Source organism: Brevibacillus fortis (assembly GCF_046196545.1).
Classification (GTDB): domain Bacteria; phylum Bacillota; class Bacilli; order Brevibacillales; family Brevibacillaceae; genus Brevibacillus; species Brevibacillus fortis_A.
Map to the genome: position 1 here is coordinate 888,159 of NZ_CP176370.1, position 23,648 is coordinate 911,806.

The 23,648-nt window shown below is 48.7% G+C and carries 20 protein-coding genes; 13 read left to right on the forward strand and 7 right to left on the reverse strand.

Translation table 11 applies throughout. From position 1 onward, the window contains the following. Positions 1-66 precede the first annotated feature (66 nt). From ACKKE8_RS04725 to ACKKE8_RS04765, 9 genes are all read left to right on the forward strand, one after another. Positions 67-1,653, forward strand: coding sequence for a glutathione ABC transporter substrate-binding protein (locus tag ACKKE8_RS04725; RefSeq protein WP_409177148.1), 1,587 nt, complete (start codon positions 67-69; stop codon positions 1,651-1,653). A gap of 67 nt (positions 1,654-1,720) precedes the next feature. Continuing rightward, positions 1,721-2,644 (forward strand): nickel ABC transporter permease, encoded by a 924-nt coding sequence (nikB, locus tag ACKKE8_RS04730; protein WP_409177149.1) that lies wholly within the window; start codon positions 1,721-1,723, stop codon positions 2,642-2,644. 19 nt (positions 2,645-2,663) lie between these two features. Continuing rightward, a complete protein-coding gene (locus tag ACKKE8_RS04735; protein ID WP_409177150.1) occupies positions 2,664-3,554 on the forward strand; it encodes an ABC transporter permease subunit in 891 nt (296 codons plus the stop codon). A gap of 18 nt (positions 3,555-3,572) precedes the next feature. Then, the gene (locus ACKKE8_RS04740; protein ID WP_409177151.1) at positions 3,573-4,565 is read left to right on the forward strand and encodes an ABC transporter ATP-binding protein; all 993 of its coding nucleotides are present in this window, start codon (positions 3,573-3,575) and stop codon (positions 4,563-4,565) included. Next, positions 4,558-5,520 carry an ABC transporter ATP-binding protein gene (locus tag ACKKE8_RS04745; RefSeq protein WP_409177152.1) on the forward strand — a complete coding sequence of 321 codons (963 nt, stop codon included), beginning with the start codon at positions 4,558-4,560 and terminating at the stop codon, positions 5,518-5,520. Before ACKKE8_RS04740 ends, ACKKE8_RS04745 begins: the two co-directional genes overlap by 8 nt. Positions 5,521-5,542: 22 nt before the next feature. Further along, positions 5,543-6,745: an ROK family protein gene (locus tag ACKKE8_RS04750; RefSeq protein ID WP_409177153.1), complete on the forward strand. Its 1,203-nt coding sequence runs from the start codon at positions 5,543-5,545 to the stop codon at positions 6,743-6,745. 51 nt (positions 6,746-6,796) lie between these two features. Next, entirely contained in the window at positions 6,797-7,702 is a 906-nt protein-coding gene (locus ACKKE8_RS04755; RefSeq protein WP_409177154.1) for a Gfo/Idh/MocA family protein, read from the forward strand. Further along, entirely contained in the window at positions 7,699-8,694 is a 996-nt protein-coding gene (locus ACKKE8_RS04760) for a Gfo/Idh/MocA family protein (RefSeq protein ID WP_409177155.1), read from the forward strand. The genes ACKKE8_RS04755 and ACKKE8_RS04760 overlap by 4 nt, the downstream gene beginning before the upstream one ends. 45 nt (positions 8,695-8,739) lie before the next feature. Further along, the gene (locus ACKKE8_RS04765) at positions 8,740-9,612 is read left to right on the forward strand and encodes a sugar phosphate isomerase/epimerase family protein (RefSeq protein WP_409177156.1); all 873 of its coding nucleotides are present in this window, start codon (positions 8,740-8,742) and stop codon (positions 9,610-9,612) included. Between the two features lie 103 nt (positions 9,613-9,715). On the opposite strand, the gene ACKKE8_RS04770 is transcribed toward ACKKE8_RS04765, so the two are convergent. Beyond that, positions 9,716-10,069, reverse strand: coding sequence for a DUF805 domain-containing protein (locus ACKKE8_RS04770; RefSeq protein ID WP_409177157.1), 354 nt, complete (start codon positions 10,067-10,069; stop codon positions 9,716-9,718). A 199-nt stretch (positions 10,070-10,268) separates the two neighbouring features. On the opposite strand from ACKKE8_RS04770, the gene speD reads away from it, so the two are divergent. Continuing rightward, positions 10,269-11,084, forward strand: coding sequence for an adenosylmethionine decarboxylase (gene speD / locus ACKKE8_RS04775; RefSeq protein WP_409177158.1), 816 nt, complete (start codon positions 10,269-10,271; stop codon positions 11,082-11,084). 303 nt (positions 11,085-11,387) lie between these two features. On the opposite strand, the gene ACKKE8_RS04780 is transcribed toward speD, so the two are convergent. The 5 genes from ACKKE8_RS04780 to ACKKE8_RS04800 all read right to left on the reverse strand — a co-directional run bounded on the left by ACKKE8_RS04780 (position 11,388) and on the right by ACKKE8_RS04800 (position 18,017). Continuing rightward, a complete protein-coding gene (locus ACKKE8_RS04780; RefSeq protein WP_409177159.1) occupies positions 11,388-13,097 on the reverse strand; it encodes a hypothetical protein in 1,710 nt (569 codons plus the stop codon). A gap of 179 nt (positions 13,098-13,276) precedes the next feature. After that, the gene (locus ACKKE8_RS04785) at positions 13,277-13,942 is read right to left on the reverse strand and encodes an ankyrin repeat domain-containing protein (protein WP_409179070.1); all 666 of its coding nucleotides are present in this window, start codon (positions 13,940-13,942) and stop codon (positions 13,277-13,279) included. Positions 13,943-14,043: 101 nt separating this feature from the next. Then, positions 14,044-15,516 (reverse strand): S-layer homology domain-containing protein, encoded by a 1,473-nt coding sequence (locus ACKKE8_RS04790; protein WP_409177160.1) that lies wholly within the window; start codon positions 15,514-15,516, stop codon positions 14,044-14,046. Positions 15,517-15,842: 326 nt separating this feature from the next. After that, positions 15,843-16,538 carry a response regulator transcription factor gene (locus ACKKE8_RS04795; protein WP_017249936.1) on the reverse strand — a complete coding sequence of 232 codons (696 nt, stop codon included), beginning with the start codon at positions 16,536-16,538 and terminating at the stop codon, positions 15,843-15,845. Between the two features lie 15 nt (positions 16,539-16,553). After that, positions 16,554-18,017: an ATP-binding protein gene (locus ACKKE8_RS04800; RefSeq protein WP_409177161.1), complete on the reverse strand. Its 1,464-nt coding sequence runs from the start codon at positions 18,015-18,017 to the stop codon at positions 16,554-16,556. A gap of 169 nt (positions 18,018-18,186) precedes the next feature. Here ACKKE8_RS04800 and ACKKE8_RS04805 point away from each other — a divergent pair, with 169 nt between their 5' ends. The 3 genes from ACKKE8_RS04805 to ACKKE8_RS04815 all read left to right on the forward strand — a co-directional run bounded on the left by ACKKE8_RS04805 (position 18,187) and on the right by ACKKE8_RS04815 (position 21,447). Next, positions 18,187-18,984, forward strand: a complete 798-nt coding sequence (locus ACKKE8_RS04805; RefSeq protein WP_409177162.1) for a carbon-nitrogen hydrolase family protein — start codon at positions 18,187-18,189, stop codon at positions 18,982-18,984. Between the two features lie 108 nt (positions 18,985-19,092). Continuing rightward, positions 19,093-19,341 carry a hypothetical protein gene (locus ACKKE8_RS04810; RefSeq protein WP_409177163.1) on the forward strand — a complete coding sequence of 83 codons (249 nt, stop codon included), beginning with the start codon at positions 19,093-19,095 and terminating at the stop codon, positions 19,339-19,341. 720 nt (positions 19,342-20,061) lie between these two features. Continuing rightward, on the forward strand, positions 20,062-21,447 hold the full coding sequence (locus tag ACKKE8_RS04815) for an L-cystine transporter (RefSeq protein WP_409177164.1): 1,386 nt from the start codon (positions 20,062-20,064) through the stop codon (positions 21,445-21,447). 347 nt (positions 21,448-21,794) lie between these two features. Here ACKKE8_RS04815 and ACKKE8_RS04820 read toward each other — a convergent pair whose 3' ends face one another. Further along, a complete protein-coding gene (locus ACKKE8_RS04820; RefSeq protein WP_409177165.1) occupies positions 21,795-23,426 on the reverse strand; it encodes a peptide ABC transporter substrate-binding protein in 1,632 nt (543 codons plus the stop codon). Positions 23,427-23,648 lie beyond the last annotated feature (222 nt).

Here is a 23,648-nt window from a genome sequence, read left to right on the forward strand (position 1 = left end):
GACAAGACCTATCCATGGACATCCAGATCTCACCCATAGAGTAGATGAAGACAAGGGGGAAAAGAAATGAAAAAAGCATCGTTTTTGCGAACCACATCCGTCTTACTTTTTTCAGTGGCTTTACTTTTCGGATGTTCCAGTGGCGGTGGAAGTGGTAGTGGAACTCCGGCAGCTTCCAATGGGGGGACAACGACGGGAGCGCCGCAAAAGGATCAGATGGTCATCGCCGTAAACGAAAACTTCATTACGATGGACCCGCAAAATACAGGGGATGCACTGTCATCAGGTGTCCAAAGCGCGATGTTTGAAGGTCTTCTGATTTATGACAAGGATTTGAAGCTCATGCCGGGTCTCTCGACTGAATATTCAGTGAATGAAAATGCGACAGAGTATACCTTCAAGCTCCGGCAAAACGTGAAGTTCCATGACGGCACACCATTCAATGCCGAAGCGGTCAAAATCAACTTCGACCGGATGAGCAACAAAGACAACAACCTGAGAGCTTATCGGAACTACAAATACATCAAGTCCACAGAGGTTGTCGATGAGCACACAGTGAAAGTGACGCTGAACCAGCCGTTTTCCGCGATGATTAACAAGTTCACGACAGGAATCATCAGCCCGGCGGCTCTGGAAAAGTACGGCAAAGACATTACCAAAAATCCAGTCGGTACAGGTCCATATAAATTCGTGGAATGGGTACAGGGTGACCATCTGACGGTAGAGCTGAATCCAGATCACTGGAACAAGGGAGCAGCCAAGGTCGGTAAAATCGTCTACAAGCCCGTTCCTGAAAACGGCTCCCGCGTAGCCATGCTGAAAACGGGTGAAGCCGATGTCATCTATCCGTTGCCGGAGCAGCAAGTAGAGACACTGAACGGTGAAGAGGGAGTAAAGGTAGAGCGCACACCCTCCACTATCACCCGCTATGTCTCGATCAATATGCTGAAAAAGCCGTTTGATGATCCGCGCGTTCGTCAAGCCATCAACCATGCAGTCGATAAGGATGCGTTCATTAAAGTGGTAAAGGCAGGATACGGCACGCAATTGGAATCCGTGATGTCCCCAACGATCGCACACTACTCGAAGCAAGGCGTCTATGAGTACAACATCGAAAAGGCAAAGCAGCTTTTGAAAGAAGCAGGCTACGAGAACGGCTTCACAACCGATATCTGGGGCAATACGAACTCAGATACGATGAAAGGCATGCAATTCATCCAGCAGCAATTGAAGCAAGTCGGCATCACCGTTGAAGTGAAATCGATGGAAGAAGCGACGCTATCCGATGAAATCTACGGCATCAAGTCGCCAGAGGAAGCAAAAATGAACATGTGGTACGTAAGCTGGTCCTCTGCTGATCCAGACAATGCGATGCGTTCGTTGTTTAGCAGCGAGAATTTCCCGCCTGCGGGAGCGAACACGGCTTTCTACAAAAATGACCTTGTCGACCAAAGCATCAAGGAAGCGACACAATCATCAGATCAAGACAAGCAAAAGCAACTGTATGGCGTCGTGCAAGAAAATGTGTTTAAAGATGCACCATGGATTTTCCTAGCAGTCGATGAAATCTTGTACGGAAAACGCGCGAACGTGAACGGTGTTTATATCACACCGAGTGGCGGCATCTATGTAAGAGAAGCGGCGTTCCAATAATACTTGAAGCAGCGTTCGGTCATTGTCTGCCGCTGGGCGCTGCTTTTCTTTTAGGAGGAACCGTACCATGTTCCGTTATATCGTGAAGAGACTCATCGAGATCATCCCGATTATTTTTGTCGTGTCGTTGCTCATTTTCTTCTTTATCCATCTGGTTCCGGGTGATCCTGTCCGTTTGGCGGCGGGAAAAGAAGCGACCTTGGAAGAGCTCGAGCGGGTGCGTCAGGAGCTGGGCTTGGATAAACCATTGCTTACCCAGTACGTCAACTACATGCAAAACCTGCTGACAGGAAATTTGGGACACTCCTTGAAGACAGGGCTTCCCATTAGCGACATGTTTGAAAATCGTTTTTCCGTAACGATGACGTTGACATTTATGAGCCTGGGCTGGGCCTTGGTGCTCGGACTGCTGATTGGGACGATTTCTGCTGTTTTCCGCAATAAATGGCCGGATTGCATAGGGATGCTGACAGCGATTTCTGGTATTTCCTTACCTGGATTTTGGCTGGGGCTCATTCTCATACAAGTTTTTTCTGTCACGCTGGGCTGGTTTCCCACTGGTGGGGTCGAGAGCTGGAAAAGCTACGTGCTTCCTTCATTAACCTTGGGAGCAGGAATCATGTCGATGCTGGCCCGATTTACACGGTCATCCCTGCTCGAAACATTAAAGGAAGATTTTATCCGAACGGGTCGGGCAAAAGGGTTGAAGGAATCTGTAGTCGTTCGCAAGCACGCCCTGAAAAACTCAATGATTCCGGTCGTGACCATCGCCGGATTGCAATTCGGCTTTTTGCTGGGCGGATCGGTTGTCGTGGAGACGGTGTTTAGCATTCCGGGTATGGGGCGTCTATTGATCGATTCCATTGCTTTTCGCGATTATCCGGTCGTACAGGCGGTCATCCTGTTGTTTTCGCTGGAGTTCATTCTCGTGAATCTGCTGGTAGATATCTTGTACAAGGCACTGAATCCGAAAATCCGTTATGACAGCTAATGGCAAGGAGGTGACGTAAATGGAGGTAGTAAAAGAAATCGGGCATAACGTTGTAGTTCCCACAGAAAAGAAATCCCGAGCCCGCGAGTTTTGGAAGAAGTGGGAAAAACAAAAGACAGCTTTCTGGGCTGGGTTTTTTATCTTGTTTTTGTTTGTGATAGCACTGTTTGGCCCGTGGATCGCGCCGTATGATCCGTACGAACCGAACTATGACGTAACGTTGCAGACACCATCCATGGAACATTGGGCAGGGACAGATGAATACGGACGAGATATTTTGAGCCGTATCATCGTAGGAACGGGTATCTCTCTAGGCGTCAGCTTTTCTTCTGTGGTGGTCGGTGCAGTGGTTGGAACGGTATTAGGCTTGATTAGCGGATATTACGGCGGATGGCTGGATCGCCTCATCATGCGGTGGAGTGACGTCATGTTCGCTTTTCCCGACTTGCTGCTCGCAATCGCCATCGTTGCGATCCTCGGCCCGGGATTAACGAATGTCGTCGTGGCAGTTGCGGTGTTCAGTATTCCTTCGTTTGCGCGTTTGATTCGCGGCAATACATTGGCTGCCAAGGAAGCGGTGTTTGTAGAAGCGGCGCGATCCATGGGGGCAAAAAGCAGCCGGATTATTTTTCGACACATCTTTCCAGAGACCGTCTCCAGTATGATCGTCTTTTTTTCCATGCGGATCGGTACCTCGATTTTGGCAGCATCCAGTCTCAGCTTTCTCGGTCTGGGGGCGAAGCCTGAGAGTCCCGACTGGGGGGCGATGCTCAGTATGGGCCGTGACTATCTCGCCACTTCTCCTCATGTGGTCATCATTCCCGGGATTGCGATCTTTTTGACCGTGCTGGCGTTCAACCTGGTTGGGGATGGCTTGCGCGATATTTTGGACCCGAAAACGAAGAACTAAACGAGGGAGATGGGGCAGATGAGTGAGAACATCATTGAAGTAAAGCATCTGCAGACGCAATTTACGAGAGACAACCAGAAGACAGTCGTCCTCGACCATGTCAGCTTTCATATAAAAAAAGGCGAGGTGCTTGGACTGGTTGGCGAATCAGGCTGTGGCAAGAGCGTGACTTCCCTGTCGATCATGCGCCTGTTCAAGGACACGACTGGTGAGATTACCAATGGCGAGATTGTTTACAACGGCACGAATTTGCTCTCGATTTCGGAGAGTGATATGCGCCGTATTCGCGGAAAAGAAATCTCGATGATTTTTCAGGAGCCGATGACCTCGCTCAACCCGGTGATGAAAATCGGAGAGCAATTGATGGAAGCCATTCGTTTGCATCTCGGCTATTCCGACCAAAAGGCGCGAGAACAAGCAGTGAGCATGCTGACAAAGGTGGGCATTCCGCGACCAAGCGAAATTATGGGAGAGTATCCGCATCAGCTCTCTGGCGGTATGCGACAGCGCATCATGATTGCGATGGCGATGTCCTGCAATCCCAACCTGTTGATCGCTGATGAGCCTACAACTGCACTCGATGTCACGATTCAAGCACAAATCCTCGACGTAATGAAGCAGCTTCAGGCTGAAGAGCATATGTCGATGCTGTTGATCACGCATGATCTAGGCGTCGTGGCTGAGATGTGCAACCGTGTCGTGGTCATGTACGCAGGGCGTGTTGTGGAGGAAGCATCTGTTTACGATTTGTTCGACGAACCCAGGCATCCGTATACGAAAGGCTTGATCGGCTCTGTCCCCAAAATCGGGCAGAAGCGCGCGCGGCTTGATTCGGTTCCAGGGAACGTACCGACACCAAACAATATGCCGAAGGGCTGCAAATTCGCTCCGCGCTGCAAGGATGTCATGCCTGTCTGCTGGGAAAAGGAGCCCGCCATTACGACGGTGGGAGAGGAACGATCTTGCCGCTGCTGGCTCTATCAAGAGGAAGGTAGGGATGTTCATGTCTAAATCACTAGTCGTGGTAGACGGTATCAAAAAAACGTTCCCGATTGATAGCGGTCTATTAAGCAGCAAAAAAAGCGTAAAAGCCGTAAATCACGTTTCGTTCGAGATCAAGGAAGGCGAGACGTTCAGTCTGGTCGGAGAGAGTGGCTGCGGCAAGTCGACGACAGGGCGCTTGGTCACAAGACTTTTGATGCCAGATGAGGGCAAGGTTTGGATCAATGGTGAAGAAATCTCCAAAATGAACGAAACAAAGCTGCGGGAAGTGCGCAAGCAGGTACAGATGGTTTTTCAGGACCCGTACGCCTCACTGAATCCGCGGATGAAAATTCGCGATGTGGTAGCAGAGCCTCTTCTCATTCATACGAAACTGTCTGCCCAAGAGCGGGATCGGATTGTCGCCGAAATGCTCGAGGTCGTCGGGCTCTCCAGCTATCATGCGGAGAAATTCGCCCATGAATTCAGTGGAGGGCAACGGCAGCGTATCGGCATCGCTCGCGCCTTGATTTTGAAGCCGAAGCTGATCGTCGCGGATGAGCCAGTCTCAGCTCTCGATGTGTCGATTCAATCGCAAATCTTGAATTTGCTAAAAGATTTGCAGGAAGAATTTCATTTAACCTATTTGTTTATTTCCCACGATTTGAGCGTGGTCGAGCATATTAGCGACAAGATCGGCGTGATGTATTTGGGGAGTCTCGTAGAATCCGGCCCGAAGGAAACGATTTTTGCCAATCCCGGGCATCCGTATACAAAAGCGCTGCTCTCTTCGGTTCCGATTCCTGATCCACGGGCAAAGCGGGAGAGGATCATTTTGCAGGGGGATGTGCCGAGCCCGGTGAATCCGCCGTCAGGCTGTCTGTTTCATACGCGCTGTCCGTTCGTGATGGACATATGCAAAACGACACCACCTGCACTGCGGGAAGCAGCAGACCGAGATCATTTTGTCGCTTGCCATTTGTGATTTGAATAAAAGGGATGGTTACATGCGTAGGACGGGTGATTTAAAGCTGATCCAGGAACTGAATCGCTCCATCATATTCGATACGATCCGTCATTACGGGCCCATTTCCCGGAGTGAAATAGCGAAGCGGAACAAACTGAGTCCTACTACCGTGACCTCGGCAGTCAGTGAGTTGATTCGTGACTCGTTCGTATGCGAGGTGGGAACAGGAGAGTCAAATGGCGGACGAAAACCGATATTGGTCCAGTTTTCACCTAATAGTCGCTTTCTGATTGGCATTTCGATCTCTGGCTCGAGGATTACGATTGCCGAGATGAATCTGGAAGCCGCAGTCAAACGAAAGGAAGTTCACTCAATCAAGCCGTACCAAGGGGAGAGCGTCCTCGCTTATTTGATGGACATCATTGAGCAATTTTTGCGTGGAGCCGCGAGTCTGGAGACATGTATGGGAATCTCAATTGTCACGCAAGGCATCGTGGACTCGGTCAATGGGGTGATTCGCTACAATCCGAAGCTCCGGTTGCAGAACGCACCTGTTAAAGAAATGATCGAGCAGCGTTTCCAGTTGAAAACCTGGCTGGATAACGACACGAACGCATACTTGCTCGCCGAGAAGACCATCGGGGATTTCAGTCATTATCAAAACATGCTGTACGTCACGATTGGGGATGGATTGGGAGCCAGTATTTTGATGAATGGTGCCATCTACAGGGGCTTTAAAGGCGGGGCCGGTGAGTTCGGTCATACCACGATTGATCGGGCAGGTGTGCGGTGCGACTGCGGAAATGTTGGCTGTCTGGAAAATTACGTGAGCTGGCCAACGATTTACTCCAAGCTGGTCTCCTCGCTTGCGAAAGGAAAGTCGAGCCGCATCTCGGATTTGGTGGAGCAGGATGTTGGCCGGATTACTCCTGCGGTGTTTCGTCAGGCTTTGGCAGAGCAGGACCCGCTTGCGGTCAGCATTTTGGAGGAAACGGCTTCTTATTTGGCTTCGGGACTGGTCAATCTGATTCATTTGTTCAATCCTGAGGTCATCATTCTTGGCGGCGAGATTGCCTTCGAAAATGAGCTGCTGATCGCCAAAGTAAAAGACTACGTGGGGGAATACGCGCATGGAATCCTGACGGAGGAATTGGAGATTCGGCCGAATTCATTGGGTGAAAATGTAGAGGTCGCAGGAGCTGCCGCTGTTTTATTGCAGGATACGTTTCAGTTTTCGCTATAGGAGAGTTGTGTCAAGCAGTCCACAAAGCTCGAGGAGAGGGGGAGCGGGATCGTGGCAAAAGTTGTGGTCGCAGGGGAAGCAGGAACAAGCGTTAAAGAGTCGCAGGCTTGGCTTCGGATCAAAGAGGCAGAGATTGTAGGGGTGGCAGACAGCTTGTCTTCTTTGCGCGAAATCTTGCAGGGAGCAGAAGTCGATATCGTGGATATAGGCTCTATTACGGACAGCGCTGACCCATGGGTGACACTTGCTGCCCAGGCGGGGAAGCATATTTTATGCGCAGACGGTTCTGCTCTAGGGCGTGAAGGAATCAGTTTGTGCAATCAGCATGATCTCGTGCTGCAATTCGCAAATACGCTGCGTTTTGCTCCAGAATACGAGCAAGCGCACGAACAAATAAAGAATGGGGCCATCGGCAAAGCAGGCGTCATTCGCTTGCGAAGAGGTGCTCCTGCATCGGCTGGAAATGTAGGGAAATGCATTTTTCAAGCGCTTGGAATACATGAATTCGATTGGCTGCGCTGGACATTCGGCGAGGTTGAGCGAGTGATGGCACGAGAGGTTAAGCACACGAATGAGTCAGGACAGATCGTCCATTATGGGCTGGTCATGCTTCGAATGGCAGGCGGGGCAATTGCTCATGTAGAGCTATCTTGGGCGGAGGGGACAGAACATGCTTCCTTTGAGCTTACTGGTGATCAAGGAATGATTGCACATGATAGCCGGGAAAGCACCCCTATTCGCTGGAGTCGGGGAAAGCAGTTTCTTTCGACAATATTCCCAGGGATGGACCTGATGCAGCGACAGCGGGAGCATTTGATTCGCTGTGTACAGAAGCAGGAAATGCCACGTCTGCATTCTCGTGATCTGCTCGCTGCTCTCGATATCGCATCGGCGGCGAGAGAATCGGTCAAGAAGGGACAACCTGTGAAGCTCATGCACGGAGGTGACGGGGGATGAAGGTAGGAATCATCAGCTTCGCCCATATGCATGCGCATAGCTACGCTGCTTATTTGCAAAAACACCCGAATGCGCGACTGATAGCAGTCTGGGATGATGACTCGCACCGTGGAGAGGAAATAGCGACTGCCTACCAGCTCGATTTTTACGAAGATCTGCAAGCCTTTTTGCAATCCGGTATCGACGCGGTCATTATTTGCTCAGAAAATGCCAAGCACAAGGAGCACGTGATTGCGGCAGCGCGAGCGAAAAAGCACATTCTGTGCGAGAAACCAATTGCCACCGAGATTGCGGATGCACGTGAAATGATTCAGGTCTGCAAAGAGGAAGGTGTCATGCTCCAGGTTGCCTATCCTGTCCGTTTTGCACCTGTGATGGAAAACGTCAAACAGCTCGTTCAGTCAGGTGCTCTCGGAGACATTCTCGCCATCGATGGCACGAACCACGGGCAAATGCCAGGTGGCTGGTTCATTGAAAAAGAGCTGTCTGGTGGCGGGGCAGCGACGGATCACATCGTCCATCTGATGGACCTCGTACGCTGGATGCTCCGAGACGAAGTAAAAAGCGTCTACGCTGAGCTGGACACACGCTTTTACGAGATTGAGGTAGAGGATTGTGGCCTGGTTTCCGTGGAAATGGAGTCTGGCGTGATCGTCGGAATTGATCCGAGCTGGTCGCGGCCGAAGACGTTCCCGACGTGGGGAGATGTGACGATGCGAGTTGTCGGCACCAAAGGTACGTTGGACGTCGATGTGTTCAAGCAACACGCGCTCTATTACAATGACCGCGATTCGAAGGTGCAGAACTTACCTTGGGCTGTGGATATGGATGAGCGGCTTATCGCCGATTTTGTGCAAAATGTTAGGGAAGGCCGACCTCCGTCTATTACAGGAGAGGATGGACTGCGGACACTCGAAGTGGTGAAGGCAGCCTATGAATCCCATCGTCTCAAGCAAGTCGTGACTATCAACAAGGTGCATTTCTCATCATGATGAGCAGTAGCCTTTCTATAAAATAAATCAAATGAGGTGGAACTGATGAAAATTGGGTTGAGCACTTACAGTCTACTGACAGCAATCCGAGCTGGGGAAATGGATGTACTGGATGTCGTGCAATGGATCGCGGATAACGGCGGCGAGCACATGGAGATTGTGCCGTACGGTTTTACGCTGGTCGATAACTACGAATTGGCAGACGCTGTTCGGGATAAGGCAAAAGCGGTAGGGATCGAGCTGTCCAACTACTCGATGCCGACCAACTTTATTCAACCAGACGAAGAAGCCTTCGAAGCAGAAGTCGCACGCGTAAAAACACATGTCGATCTGCTGCAACGCATGGGTATCAAGCATATGCGCCACGATGTGTCCGCTTTTACTGTTCCCGTAGAGGAGACGACGATCGAGTACTTCGAAAAGCATTTGGCTGAGATGGTCGAGGGAAGCCGCCGAATCGCTGATTATGCCGCGCAATTCGGAATAACGACGACAATCGAGAATCATGGCTGGCTGGTGCAGGCAAGCGATCGCGTGCAGCGTGTCTTGCATGAGGTCAATCGTCCGAATTTCAAAACGACGCTGGATATCGGAAACTTCATGTGTGTAGACGAGGCTTCGCTGGTCGGTGTGCAAAAAAATCTGCCTTACGCTTCGCTCGTACATTTCAAAGATTTCTACTTCCGTCCGTCTTACCATGATCCAGGCGCTGGCAAATGGTTCAAGACCGTCAATGGCAACTTCCTGCGTGGAGCAATAGTCGGCCAAGGTGACATCAACATTCGTGAAGTCGTCAAGCTGGTTAAGCAGTCCGGCTATGATGGCTATATCACGGTCGAGTTCGAAGGCATGGAGGATTGTCGAGAAGGTTCCAAGATTGGGATGGACAACCTGCGACGTTTTTGGGACGAGGCGTAAAACGGTAGTGGAAAAACGGCATTTGGGGAGCCCCGAACTGCCGTTTTTTCTTTGGGTCCAAAAATAAAAAACCTCTCCCTTATGAGGAGAGGTGATGGAGACATTAGAAGGATTGCGAAGTTTTTGGATTCGCACCGTATTGGTTGTCTCCTTGGCTGTCTTGGCACAAGAATACGATCAAAATAATTGCACCGATAAAAGGAATAAACGAGAGAAGGATCCACCAACCGCTTCTTCCAGTATCGTGCAATCGGCGAGCAGTTACGCTCAAACTAGGCAGCAATACTGCCAGTGAATAGATTATGCCCAAAACAGATGCTGTACCAATTAATGAGTCTACGAGAGCAATTACCAGAGATACGATGATGTTGAACAAAGTGAACATCCAATATTCTTGACGTCTAGCTCTTCCTGTAAAAGCGACGTATTTCTTCAATACGCTTGTATACCAATGCATGATAATTTCCCCCTTTCTTCTAAATTTTGACACACTTCGATATTTTATCACTAAACACAGGGGATTAGAACCATATCCTGTCAAGTTTTCCTAATGCTATCGAATCATTTTTAGGTGGGACAAAAGTAGTGGGTATTTATGAAGGAGATGGAGGAAAAAGTAAGAGCAAACGAGTTTTTGGATGCCACCACAGGGGGAAATGACGTTGGAACAAAAAACAGAACAAAACGTTACGCTGCATGGCTTCAACAATTTGACCAAGTCACTCAGCTTCAACATGTACGACATTTGCTACACGAAAACAAAAGCGGAACGGGAAGCGTATATCGAATACATAGATGAACAATACAATGCAGAGCGATTGACGAATATCTTGAAAAACGTGTCGGATATTATCGGTGCACATATACTGAATGTCGCCCAACAAGATTACGTACCACAAGGGGCGAGCGTCACTGTTCTTGTATCCGAGGGGCCAGTCGTAGAAGTCCCTACTGAATCTTATGAGGAATCCCCCGGACCTTTGCCTGAAAATCTGGTGCTGCAATTGGACAAGAGCCATATTACGGTGCATACGTACCCAGAGTACCATCCAACGGAGGGTATCAGTACATTCCGGGCCGATATCGACGTGTCGACCTGTGGCGAAATTTCTCCGCTCAAAGCACTCAATTATTTAATTCGTTCGTTTGATACAGACTTGATGACAATTGATTACAAGGTGCGCGGTTTTACCCGGGATATACATGGATACAAGCTGTTTATCGATCACGACATCAGTTCGATCCAAAATTATATTCCCGAGGAAATTAAGGAATTGTTCCACATGATTGATGTGAATGTGTACCAAGATAATATTTTCCATACCAAATGCAAACGCAGGCAATTTGATCTGAACAATTATTTGTTCGGATACACGAAGGATAAGCTGACATCGGAGGAGCAGGAGGATATTGCCAAGCAATTGCAAATAGAGATGGACGAGATTTACTATGGGAAAAATTTTGTGAATTAGTAGCTCTAGTGGGGGAAAGAAGCGCATTTCCAGTCTACGCTTCGGCCTCCGCCCCGCTGTGGGTTAGACTGTCCGCTCCAGAGGCGCTTGGACTGGAAATGCGCTTCTTTCCACGCAACTTTTTGTGCTTCCCTGAACGTTAATTCAAAAGATCTTAAATCGAAATACTTTCTACAGGTTACACAAGATGATGAAACAAAAGATCATCTCTCAAAAAACTCCCAGACATAACTGCCGAAAAAGTCTAACCCCCGAAATAATCCTCTGCTGTTCGAAAGTCATGTGGCATGACTTCTCCCGACCTCAATAGTTGGAGGTGAACCTTTCATTTGCAGTAGGGTTAAGGTAGAATGCCCGAATCTCCTCCAGCGTTTTTCTAGCAGGCTGCACGAATTCGCGGTCCCAATCTTCCGGAGGGGAATCCAGCGAGATGCCCTTTTCCTGCAAGGTTCGAAACAGTTCTTTATCCGCTTGCGTAGGTATCCACCACGTGTAGACGGGATTCGTTTTGCCATTGAGAAACGATTCAAACATAAATTTCACATAGGTAGCTGTAGAGAGTTCGCCGTAATTGACATCGAATTCAGGCTCGGGTGCCGGATAATCCTCTGGATAGCGGAACGGGCCAAAGTGAATGGAAATACCGAGAAAGCCGACAGGTGGAATGTTGTTTCCATACCCCGGAAGAGTGAACGGCAGATCAGCTGCGAAGTGCAGGCGAATCATAACGGAGTTGATGAATTGCCGTTCGAAGAAACTTTCTTTTTGCCATATGCCGAGTTCTCGTGAAAGAGTATCCCAGTGAATAATGGACGTATTGTGCGCGAGCCAAAAGGAGGACGACATCTGTTCAAACGTCTTGTAAAATTCCTCGTCGTGATCATGGAACGGATCGATCATGTCGAACAGGCTGAAGCACCCGTGTTTTCTCCTCCATTTTTGCGCGATGATCAGAAAATCAATCAATCGTTGGATTCGCAGCTCCGGGCTGCTCTCATTATTGGCAAACAGATACGTAGCTTCTATCAAATCGGCAGTGAAGTTGCCGTTAACAAAATCCCAGTAATTGATTTCACCAGCTTCTACGCGTTCTTCATTAATCCGATTCGTATCCGTTTCCCATCGCGCAAAGGTGGTGACATCAATGCCGAAATAAAGCTCAGGCAAGAGGTCGCCAAAAATATGGAAGCGATAAGGGCTGGACTGCTGGAACCAAGTTTTGATGAAGTCCAGGCGAGAAGAGGGAGACACGACTGCGGCCCGCTCCACATAGTTCGTTTTGGCAACGGTTGACTCGAATTCTTCAACGGATGAGGCGATCGCGACGAAAGGGGCTGCTGAGGTCAGGAAGTCCACTCCGTCTTCGTCGTTGTCGTACTGCACAATGATGTGCTGGAAGGTTGCCTCAGCTGCGGGAGATAACACGAGCTGATTCCAACGGTGCGCGGTTGTATCGTCTATGGCACCGATGACGACGATGGGTTTGTCTGATTCTCCGCGAAAAGAAATAGAGGCACCATTTTGGACGATGATCTTGTTTTGGCACCGTACGTTGATGGATGTACCTGCTTCAAAGCTGATTGAAGTCCCACCAGCTATGATGACATCCTCTGGTCCGATCATGTACGGACCATGCTCTGCTGTAAATTCCTCCGATTGATTGATGATCCCCGATAGGCGTTTGTACTTATCCACGTGCAGTTGATAAGTGTGCTGCGGGTCTGGATCAGGCCCAATCGTCAGCTGCACATAGTAAAGACCATCTTCCTCCGGAAAAAATGGAAGGATGATGGGAGCGTTCGGACTATATTCAGCTTCTGCGAGTTTTGTTCGATGGATGTCATAGATTCTGAGGGTAGTCAAAGGATGCGTCAGGTTATTCATATGGATTTCGATAGCATCTGTAGAAGCAAGAAAGAGCTTGTACATCTCCACCTTGGCTTCAAGGTTAGGAGAAGCTTTTCGGATGCGTTTGTCCGTTTCCAGAATAGATGTATACGAGCTGACGGTCATGTAAAACAGGCTCCTATCAAAATGTTATAGGCATAATGGAATAGTCCACTAGTAATTGACGCCTGAATATAGAAAAAGTTTTGAGTTTTGCAGGGTCTTTTGGTCTAGGAAATAAGAAAAAGGATAGGGGTCAGATGATTCCTGACGATCCTATCCTTTTTCATATGGGAGAAGTCCTTTTATTTACCGCCTGCTTGCGTGAGCATTTCAATCATTTCCTTGTAGCCATGCCTTTTCGCATGCTGTAGAGGAGTCACACCATCGTGATCAGCGAGATTGACATTGGCTTTGTGCTCGATCAGGAGCTTCACGATTTCCTGATGCTTCTTGCCACCATCGCCCAAAATCACCGCTTCTAAGAGAGCGGTCCAGCCCAATCTGTTGACGTGATCGATGTTGACATCAGAGGTGGTGAGGAGTTCCTTGACGATCTCGACATGTCCACGATCAGCCGCAGGAATTAGGGCCGTTCCGCCAAAACGGTTCGTAATGGTCGTATCGGCACCTGCTGCTATCGAGGCTTTTACGAATGCGAGCTGGCCTGCTGCGCTTGCGAAGAGCAGGGGATTGTCTAAGTTTTTGTCTCGGATGTTGATGTTGGCTCCGTGTTCAACCAACAAGTTGAAAATGTCGAGTTGAGCAGTGTGGACCGCGATCATCGCAGAGGTGCGGCCCCTACTATCAGTAGCGTCAATATCTGCTCCTTCTGCAAGCAGCCTCTCAATCGCTGCTTTGTCTCCTTGACTGGTTGCTGTCAATAAGGCTTGATTCAGCTTATCCATTTCAACTTTCACCGCCTGGGTTGCTTGCTGCTCGCCACTCGCCAAGAGGGTATTCCAATTCATCTCACACCCAGTCAGAGCGATGGCGATCGTCATAAGACCAATACGCAGTATAGCGAGCCCACACCTTTCTTTTGATTTGGATACCTGCAACACCCCAAAGACTACTCCACTGTCAACTCAGCAGAAGATTTGCTAGCCCAATCGCCGACAGGTGTTACCGTGTATGTGGTACCTGCTTTCAGTTTACCATCTTGCTGGATGTCAAACACGCCTGTAGTACCTTTGCGGCTGGAATATTTGTACGTCGCCAGCAGTTTTTCTCCGTCTGCACTAGTGAGTTCTACGCTGCGTCCAGAGAACAGCTCGTCTCCCGGGTCCTCTGTCAGGGTAACCGTGATAGAGGTTTCGCTAGCTGCTTTGGCTTCGCTGATTTCGAGCGGAGCGATTTCTTCTGCGACGAAGGTAGGATTCGCGATATTCGCCCAGTCGGACGTAATGGTATACGTAACGCCCGGAGTCAGGACTTGGCCTTCTGGGAGACGGAATTTAATTTCTTGCTTGCCGTCTGTTGATTGTGTGAAAGGCACGTACTTCGCTACGATTGGTTGTCCGCCTTCCGGTGTAATGGTCACTTGTCTTGCTTGCATGGAAGGAATGATTTGATACGTTTTGCCGTCTGCACTGTTGTTTTGATCCAGCACCAATGCATTTGCTCCACGTCCGCCGCTGTAGGCAGAGATGATGTATCCGTAATCAAGGACACCATTTTCACGCAAGGACTCCACTTCAAACGTGTCGTTTGTTACTTGTCGTACTTCCGTCATGTCGATCTTGGTTGCGTTGCCTTGGAATGTGCCCGCCTTTTTCCCTTTGTAAGTCAGCTCGTAGGTTGTTCCTGGTTTTTGAACCGAGGTCGGCACGATGTAAGTATTGGTAGAACCCGTTTTCAGACGTGGCATGTTGGTCAGTGTCAGACCTTCGCTGAAGACAAAGTCTTCTTTTGCTTTTGCAAATGCTTCGTTTTCTGCGGTCAACGGAGCGTCGAAGGTCACAATCAACGTGATTTCGTTCAAGGCTTGAACGTTCGTGATGCTTGCTTTGTCAGAAGGCATCGCCTGACGAGCTGTATTCAACAGATAAGCAGCTTCGCCGCGTGTAGCGGTGCTGTCTGCAGAGAAGAAGCGTTCTGCCCAGTAGTTAACGGACTTCGCATCGCGCTTGAGCGCTTTTGCAACGACTTGAGTGAGCTCAGCATCCGTCACAGTTCCACGCGGATCGAACTTGCCATCTTTTGCTTGCATAATATCAAGAGATACCAGGTCAACCGCGTATTTGGAGAACCAATCATTTGTTTTCACATCCGTGAAGGTTACGGATTTATCTGTTTTGCCGCCTTGCAAACCAAATGTGTGCGAGACCATTTTTGCCAGTTCAGCGCGTGTAACTTGATTGTGAGTGTTGGAGTTGCTTTGCATCACTTGCAGCTTGGCGAGCTCACTAACCGCTTTTTGAATTTCTTGTGCACTTAGGGGAGTGGAAGCTGCTTGGACGTTCAGTACAGCGTAAGGAAGGGATGCTGTGCCCAAAACAGTGGCGAGCATCATGATTGCGATTTTATTGGAAAACTTTCTCATCGGTTGGTCCTCCTTTAGAGTCGGTTGTTACTTGATTACCTGTAGGATAGACGAGAGACATAAACTGCCAAGAAACAAGAGATTAATAGAATCTAAAAAAGTTCTTAAAAAAAGATAAAATGACCTCTATCGAAGCCTGGACATGGAGGAGCGACCGCGCTTTAGCGGAAAGTCATTATGCGTTCCAGAAAGTTTAAGCAATGACGCTTTGATACGGTGAAGTGGTTAAACTTTCTTGCACGTAAAAAAACCCCAGCTTTGACGTGGAGCGGAAAATCCGTCCTCGTTTTCGCCGAAGGCTTTGTGATGGATCATGGTATTCACACTTAGACAGTAAATCGGTACCCGGCACCCCAGACCGTCTCGATATACTGCGGATTGGACGGATCGACTTCGATCTTTTCACGCAGCTTGCGAATGTGCACTGTAACGGTCGCGATATCTCCGCTGGAATCCATGCCCCAGATTCGTTCGAACAGCTCATTTTTGTTAAAAACCCGATTCGGGTGCGTCGCTAAAAATTCAAGCAGATTGAATTCTCTTGTCGTGAAAATGACTTCCTGATTGCGTACATACACTCTTCTTGAGACTTTGTCGATGACGAGACCGCGAATGTGAATCTCTGCGTTCGATGGTTGAGGCTGTCGGGCTGTCAAACGCTCGTATCTTGTCAGATGGGCTTTGGCTCTGGCTACTAATTCGCTTGGGCTAAAGGGCTTTGTAATATAGTCATCGGCACCGAGATTAAAGGCGCGGATTTTATCGATCTCTTCTTTTTTGGCGGAGACGATCAGGATCGGCACTTCCTTGACTTGTCTGATCTGGCTGCACAATTCGAAGCCGTCCATGCCCGGAAGCTGCAAATCAACGATGATCAAACTGTAATCGCCATTGATGGCAAGCGGCAAGCCCTCGCTGCCAGAGTGGCATAAATCGACCTGAAAGCCGTTCAGTTCAAAATAATCCCGCTCCAGCTGAGCGATGGTCGTCTCATCTTCAATGATGAGGATGCGTGAAGACATGGGAATGTGCACCTCCTATTGTTTGTGGGTACGTTTTAACGTAAAGAACAGGCTGGTACCTTCTCCTTGCTTGCTCTCTACCCAGATGGTGCCACCGTGACCCTCGACGATCTGGCGCGCGATGGAAAGTCCGAGACCGCTACCGCCCGTGGAAGAATTACGGGATTGCTCCACCCGATAAAAGCGTTCGAACAGGTGAGGAATGGCTTCTTGCGGGATACCGATGCCGTTGTCTTTGATTTCAATAGTCGCCCAATGAGCGTCCGCTTGAACCGAGACGTAAATGATTTTCTCAGGTTTATCCATGTATTTTTGCGAGTTCCCAATGATGTTTAAGACGGTGCGCTTGATTTTTTCTAGATCGGCGATGACCAGGGTGCCTTCTGTTGTGCGTTGATTCCACTGAATTGTGATGCCCTTCTTTTCCAGATCGTAGTGCATCTCGTCGATACAATCATCCAAAAACTGCACGATATCTACATGCTCAAACGTAAAGGGCACTTGTTTCAGATCGAGCTTGGAGTAGAGAAACAGCTCATCGACGAGCATGTCGAGGTCTACCGCCTTGGAGTAAATGATGTTCACGTACTTGTCCATTTTCTCCGGGGTATCAGCTACGCCATCGCGGATTCCCTCGATGTAGCCCTTGATATTGGTAATCGGTGTACGCAAATCATGCGAGATGTTAGAAATCAATTCTTTGCGGCTTTCTTCGTCCGCAAGGCGCAGCCGTACTGATTCCTGCAATCGTTTGCGCATGTTTTCAAACGCTTCGTTCAGTTGTCCAATCTCGTCCTTCGTTTGCAGATGGAGCTCAAAGTCTAAATTGCCTTCCTTGATGTTCTCAGCCGAATTGCGGAGTAAATCGAGCGGCTTGACGACGCTGCGGGTAATCCAGCGGTACAACAAGACGTTTGCGATGACAATGACGCCGATGAGGAGGAACACGAGAATCGGCAGCAGTTTGCGGATAACCTCACCAAATGGACTGCGCTCGCGGATCACAAAGACACTGCCTTTTGCGCCATCCGAAAATTTGAAGTCAAACTTGGCATACGCATAAAATCTTTCACCGATGTTGAACGTGTTGCGAATCTGGTTGTTGTTCAAGTCATAGGGCGGCAAGCTGTTTTCCAGCTCGGGCTGATTGATGGTTGGGGAGGCAAAGACTTGCTTGCTCTCCCTGCGGACATACAGGCCGGCTCGTACCGTTTTGAGCTTGAAATCGTAATCGGCAAGCAGCTCCTGGTTTTGCAACTGATCCGGCTCATTCTTGGCGAGATATTTCAATTCAAGGAAAATATTCTCTTCTTGTTCAGTCAGCGGATTGAGCTGATAATGCACTTTATAAAAGTCGCGAAAGCTGTTAATATCGCCTGTCGCCGCAATTGTAAATAGGCTGGCGGCTACGAAAAACGTTAGCAAGCTGATTACTAACATCCCTGTGTAAGAGAGCAGCAGCTTGATACGGATGGACATGGACTCACCTACTTTCGATAGGGGGGAAATTAATACGCAAGATGACAAGTCCATTATATACAAGACGTCCAGCTGGTAAAGCATAATTACTTGGAACTCGGTCAAAATCAGTTATACTAGCAAGTAAGAAAACGAGAGCTTTGAATGAATGGGAAGGACGGGGATATTCATGAAAGTAGCCATTGCACAACTTACAGCAACGATGGATAAGACGCAAAATTTGCAAAAAGCAGCCGATTACATCGCAAAAGCAAAAATAGCAGGGGCAGATTTTGTGATTTTGCCTGAAATGTACAGCGCACCTGCCACGCCAAAGTCGGGAGTAACACCAGCAGAGGTAGCGGAAAAGCTGAATGGTCCATTTGTTTCCGGCTTGGCAGAGCTTGCTCGGGAGCATGGAGTTTATGTGGTTTGCGGTGTGTTTGAATCGATCGAGGGTGATGAAAATCGCGCCTACAATACGACTGTTTTTCTAGGCCGTGAAGGACAGCTGCTGCATGCGTACCGCAAGACACATTTGTACGATGCCTTTTCCTACACAGAATCGGACTTCATCGCGCCTGGGGATAATCCGTATCAAGTGGTGGAAACAGAATTCGGCAAAATCGGGCTGATGGTTTGCTACGAGGTGCGCTTCCCGGAAATCGCGAGACAGTTTGCGCTCCAGGGTGCCGATATTTTGTTTGTTCCAGCAGGTTGGGTAGCCGGAGCAATGAAAGAGGATCACTGGGAGACGCTGGTTCGTGCGCGTGCCATTGAAAACACGATGTTTGTATGTGCGGCTGATCAGGTCGGAAATATTTTTGCCGGACGGAGCATGTTCGTCGATCCAATGGGTGTCGTGATCGCAAGTGCAGGGGAAGAAGAAACGTTATTAATCACAGAACTGGATGTAAGTCGGATTGAACGAGTACGGGGCAAATTGCCAAGCGTAGCCAACCGCCGATCGGAACTGTATACCAATTAAATGCCTATGCACACTTTCTCTTTTGTTCAATATGATGGTAACAGATAACTAGTCATTATTTTGGCCCTTATGTAAGCGTCACCATCATGAGAGAGGAAGTGTGTACGAATGTTCTGGTTCGTATGGGCTGTCGTCGGTGTGGTCGTTTGGTGGGCAATGAGTATGATCTGTTCAGGAAAAGCGGCAGGATCAGGCTGGTGGGCTTCGCTCATTGCTGCTCTTTTGGGTAGCTGGCTGGGCGATTTGGTACTGGGTGATTGGCTGTGGATGTGGGCCGGCTTTAACGTCATTGCCGGAGCCATTGGTGCGGTCGTCCTCACCTGGCTGTGGAATTTGGTGGTGAAGCAACTGAAATAAGCGAAACGATTTCGTATTACTAACTAACCAGGAATCGTCCAAATGGGCGGTTCCTGGTTTTTTCATTGGTCACTTTATATGTGGTTGCGGTGGGGAGAAGAATATTTCCAGTCTAGGCTTCAGTGCTCCGTCCCTCGGGAAGGTTGGACTGTCCGCTCCGAAGGGATTAACGGGGAACCGCAAAAGTAGTAGCCGCTTCGTCGCAGGGGCACGGTTGCGTTTCTATTTCCCGCTAATCCCTTCTCCGCTCGGTAGGACTTCACAATTCGCTACGTCTGGAAATATTCTTCTCTAGCGTAACTAGAGTGCATTCTTCAATCTTTTAAAGCGTTAAAAACTCGTTTAGAACGGATAGCTCGCAGAGGAAACAGGAGAAAACAGCGAAGATCTTTGGGACGTCGACCGAGACGCAATGCAAAAAGCGAAACACGCTCTTAAGCGTCCACCTCTGAAATAACTTCGAGGAAGAGACCACTTTGGACGCGGTTTCGCTTTTTGCATGGAGTCGGGCAGTCAATCTCACAGCGGGCGGGACAAGAAGCTGAGCGTTTTCTCCTGTTTCCTCACCACCACTACAGCCGGACAAAGCTATTCATGTAAGACAGTTTGGAATAATACAAAAACAATTCATACTTGACCAGTAGGGATTGTTGGTAATATAACTATATCTATACCGAATACAATAATGAGAGGTACATAAAACGAAAGGGAGGGGAATATATGTCGACGTTATTGATCATCGTAAACATTGTTTTGTTGCTCTTATTCATTGCTGGATTGTATGCCATGCAAAAGAAGCACATTTCTTTTTCCAAACGGGTATTTGTTGGTCTCGGACTCGGGATTTTATTTGGACTCATTTTGCAATACGTATACGGAGCTAAATCGGACGTACTCAAATCCACCATCGAATGGTACAACATTGTAGGTAAAGGCTATGTGAAGCTGCTTCAAATGATCGTAATGCCACTGGTATTCATCTCTATTTTATCGGCTTTCACCAAAATGAAATTAACCAATAACATTGGGAAAATCAGTACGCTGATTATCGGACTTTTGGTAGGGTCGACTGCTGTCGCGGCAGCGATCGGGATTTCGACTACCTTGGCTTTTAATCTCGACGGAGCACAATTCCAGCAGGGAGATGCGGAATCCGCTCGGATCGACCAGGTGGAACAGCGCTTGGGTGATATCCAGAACTTGAGCATGCCAGCCAAAATTTTGGAACTGCTTCCTGCGAATCCTTTCCTCGATCTGACTGGAGATCGGGCGACTTCTACGATTGCCGTCGTGATTTTCTCCGCAATTATCGGTGTTGCATATTTAGGGGTAAAACGCAAAAATCCGGAGCAAGCTGAATTGTTTGCGAAAATTGTGGACGCATTCCATACGATTATTATGCGTGTCGTGACTTTGATCTTGCGCCTGACGCCATATGGTGTACTGGCAATCATGATCAGAGTGGCAGCTACCAGCGATTACAATGCCATTTGGCAGCTAGGCAAGTTCGTTGTCGCTTCGTATGTGGCGATGATCATCATGTTTATCATCCATCTGTTGCTGTTGACGTTTGCAGGATTAAACCCAATCACCTATGTGAAAAAAGCATTCCCTGTCCTGACATTCGCCTTTACTTCGCGTACCAGCGCGGGCGCGTTGCCACTGAATGTAAAAACGCAGCAAAGCATGGGTGTTCCTGAGGGAATTGCCAACTTCGCAGGCTCCTTTGGACTCTCCATCGGACAAAACGGTTGCGCAGGGACGTATCCGGCCATGTTGGCCATCATGGTAGCACCAGTCGCAGGAATTGATCCGCTGACACCATCATTCATCCTGACGCTGATCGCAGTAGTGGCACTCAGCTCCTTCGGGGTTGCAGGCGTAGGGGGCGGAGCAACCTTTGCAGCTCTTCTCGTCTTGTCCACGATGAATTTGCCAATTGCAATTGTCGGTTTGCTCATCTCCGTTGAGCCGTTGATTGACATGGGCCGCACCGCGTTGAACGTAAGCGGAAGCATGACGTCCGGACTCTTGACGAGCAGAGTGACAAAAGAACTGGACACCAATGCTTACCACGGAAACGAACAAAAAACGCTGACTGTGTAAATGTAATAAAACAGGCTGTACCGTCTATTGTGACAGGTACAGCCTGTTTTATTTGATTATAAGTTTTCAAGAAACTCGTGAATACAAAAGTTACTGAGAGGAAGAGAAAAACGGAGCGACCGGAGGCCTTGGCGCGCCTACCCAGTCGGAACGGAAAAAAGCGGTACACGCTTGTCGACCAACCTCTTCGCTGAGAAGCCTCCGCCCATCGGGTGGCTTTTGGTCGACGTACCGCTTTTTGGAGTGGAGACGGACTTCCCTGCTTCCTCGTTGGCGTGCCACCAACGAAGGGAGCCCGTTTTTCTCTTCCCCACCACTATGTTCGCACAAACATAAGGTTTTTCCCCTTACGGATTAACCGAGCTGTACTTGAAGTAAGCGCCTCCCAACGGGAAGATGATGAAATCCTTCACCTTGTCGTTTTTCACATAAGGGCTTCCGCGGAAGTTGATCGGAGCCAGAGGCATTTCCTCCATAAGAATCGTTTCCGCTTCTAGCAGGATTTTTTTGCGTGCGTCCAGATCAGGCTCGTTGTAGCTCTTGTCGATCAGCTCTTTAAACTTGGCATTTTCCCAATCCGGGTGGTTATTTCCGCCCGTTTTGTCGCGGAACATCTCCAGGAAGTTGATCGGGTCGTTGAAGTCTGCGCCCCATTGGAAGCGGATCATCTCAAAGTTGGCTTGCGACCTCATGTCGCGGTACACCTTCAACTCCGCCGTGTACAGCTTCACGTTGACGCCGAGCGCTTTTTTCCACTGATCTTGCAGGGCTTCGGCCAGTTTTTTGTTGGTATCATTCGAGTCAAAAGTGTAAGTAATGGTCGGGAAGGTCGAGAGTCCGAGCTCCTTCATACCTTCTTCCAGCAGTGCTTTGGCTTTCGCCTGGTCTTCTTTAAAGTAGCCGTCTGGTTTTAATCCCATGGAAGTCGGTACCCAACCGTAGGCGGCTGGAACGCCCGTCTGCAAAATATTGTCGATGATTTCCTGACGGTTGATGGCATAAGCGAAGGCTTGGCGAATTTTTTTGTTGTTGAACGGTGGCTTGTTTGTATTAAAAACAACGGATTGTGTACCTGGGTTATCCGCGACCATCAGCTTGCCTGCATCTTTGAGTGTAGGGATTGCGTCGGTCGGAAGTGTCGAGGCAGGATAGCCACCCCAGTCGATGTCGCCATTTTCGAACATCGAGAACGCTGTATTGTTGTCCTCGATCATAGCAATTTCAATCCGGTCGAGCTTGACGTTGTTCTTATCCCAGTAATTCGGATTTTTCGTAAAGACGATTCTGCTTTTGTGCTCCCACGTGTCCATGATGAATGGACCATTTCCCACGATTGTTTTCGCTTCATTCGCCCATTTCGGGTTTCCTTCCAGCGTTTTTTGATGCAATGGGAAGAGGGTCGGGAAGAAGGTCAGCTCACGGAAAAATGGAGTCGGTGACTTCAGGTTGAATTCGACGGTGTAGTCGTCTACAGCCTTGACGCCTACATCCTCTGCTTTGCCTTTCCCCGTATTGTACTCCTCTCCTCCTTTAATGTAGTAAAGCTGATAGGCGTACTCGGACGCTGTTTTCGGATCGAGGTTGCGCTTGATCGCATAGACGAAATCATGGGCGGTGACAGGGTCTCCGTTGCTCCATTTGGCGTCCTTGCGAATTTTGAAGGTGTAGTTCATGTAATCTGGCGAGTTGGTGAAGCTCTCAGCCGTAGCATTGACGAGTTGACCATTCAGGTCATAGCTGGTCAAACCTTCAAAGGCAGCGTAAATCATGTCAAACGAATCCGCGTCGACGGCGATCCCAGGGTCCATCGAAGGCGGCTCGCTGTTGATGCTCCATTTTAACACCATCGGCTCTGTTTTTGTCGTTTCTGCAGGTGTAGTGGAGCCAGTGGGTTCTGCAGGTGCGGAAGAGTTCGAGCACCCCGCTAGTACCCCGAAAAGCAAGGTAAGACAGGTTGCAATTGCCAGTCCCTTTTTCATAAATACCCCCCTTAAAATGATAGAAAACGTATATTCAGAATATTTGCTTGCGTTTTCGATAGCAAAGGAATTTTTTTATCTTCTCGATAAAAAATATTTACTTAGGTTATTGATAGATACGTATAGTGGTATAAAATTAATTGACTTTTCTTAAAAATTTACTCATTTTTAAATAAATGGTATATTTTGGTAGATGTTAATGATGGGAGAGGTGGGAATCAC

Excerpts from the sequence above, each read along its gene's own strand:
- ACKKE8_RS04725 (WP_409177148.1), top strand. The coding sequence starts at position 67 with ATGAAAAAAGCATCGTTTTTGCGAACCACATCCGTCTTACTTTTTTCA.
- nikB (WP_409177149.1), top strand. The coding sequence starts at position 1,721 with ATGTTCCGTTATATCGTGAAGAGACTCATCGAGATCATCCCGATTATT.
- ACKKE8_RS04735 (WP_409177150.1), top strand. The coding sequence starts at position 2,664 with ATGGAGGTAGTAAAAGAAATCGGGCATAACGTTGTAGTTCCCACAGAA.
- ACKKE8_RS04740 (WP_409177151.1), top strand. The coding sequence starts at position 3,573 with ATGAGTGAGAACATCATTGAAGTAAAGCATCTGCAGACGCAATTTACG.
- ACKKE8_RS04745 (WP_409177152.1), top strand. The coding sequence starts at position 4,558 with ATGTCTAAATCACTAGTCGTGGTAGACGGTATCAAAAAAACGTTCCCG.
- ACKKE8_RS04750 (WP_409177153.1), top strand. The coding sequence starts at position 5,543 with ATGCGTAGGACGGGTGATTTAAAGCTGATCCAGGAACTGAATCGCTCC.
- ACKKE8_RS04760 (WP_409177155.1), top strand. The coding sequence starts at position 7,699 with ATGAAGGTAGGAATCATCAGCTTCGCCCATATGCATGCGCATAGCTAC.
- ACKKE8_RS04765 (WP_409177156.1), top strand. The coding sequence starts at position 8,740 with ATGAAAATTGGGTTGAGCACTTACAGTCTACTGACAGCAATCCGAGCT.
- ACKKE8_RS04770 (WP_409177157.1), bottom strand. The coding sequence starts at position 10,069 with ATGCATTGGTATACAAGCGTATTGAAGAAATACGTCGCTTTTACAGGA.
- speD (WP_409177158.1), top strand. The coding sequence starts at position 10,269 with ATGACGTTGGAACAAAAAACAGAACAAAACGTTACGCTGCATGGCTTC.
- ACKKE8_RS04780 (WP_409177159.1), bottom strand. The coding sequence starts at position 13,097 with ATGACCGTCAGCTCGTATACATCTATTCTGGAAACGGACAAACGCATC.
- ACKKE8_RS04785 (WP_409179070.1), bottom strand. The coding sequence starts at position 13,942 with ATGAATTGGAATACCCTCTTGGCGAGTGGCGAGCAGCAAGCAACCCAG.
- ACKKE8_RS04790 (WP_409177160.1), bottom strand. The coding sequence starts at position 15,516 with ATGAGAAAGTTTTCCAATAAAATCGCAATCATGATGCTCGCCACTGTT.
- ACKKE8_RS04795 (WP_017249936.1), bottom strand. The coding sequence starts at position 16,538 with ATGTCTTCACGCATCCTCATCATTGAAGATGAGACGACCATCGCTCAG.
- ACKKE8_RS04800 (WP_409177161.1), bottom strand. The coding sequence starts at position 18,017 with ATGTCCATCCGTATCAAGCTGCTGCTCTCTTACACAGGGATGTTAGTA.
- ACKKE8_RS04805 (WP_409177162.1), top strand. The coding sequence starts at position 18,187 with ATGAAAGTAGCCATTGCACAACTTACAGCAACGATGGATAAGACGCAA.
- ACKKE8_RS04810 (WP_409177163.1), top strand. The coding sequence starts at position 19,093 with ATGTTCTGGTTCGTATGGGCTGTCGTCGGTGTGGTCGTTTGGTGGGCA.
- ACKKE8_RS04815 (WP_409177164.1), top strand. The coding sequence starts at position 20,062 with ATGTCGACGTTATTGATCATCGTAAACATTGTTTTGTTGCTCTTATTC.
- ACKKE8_RS04820 (WP_409177165.1), bottom strand. The coding sequence starts at position 23,426 with ATGAAAAAGGGACTGGCAATTGCAACCTGTCTTACCTTGCTTTTCGGG.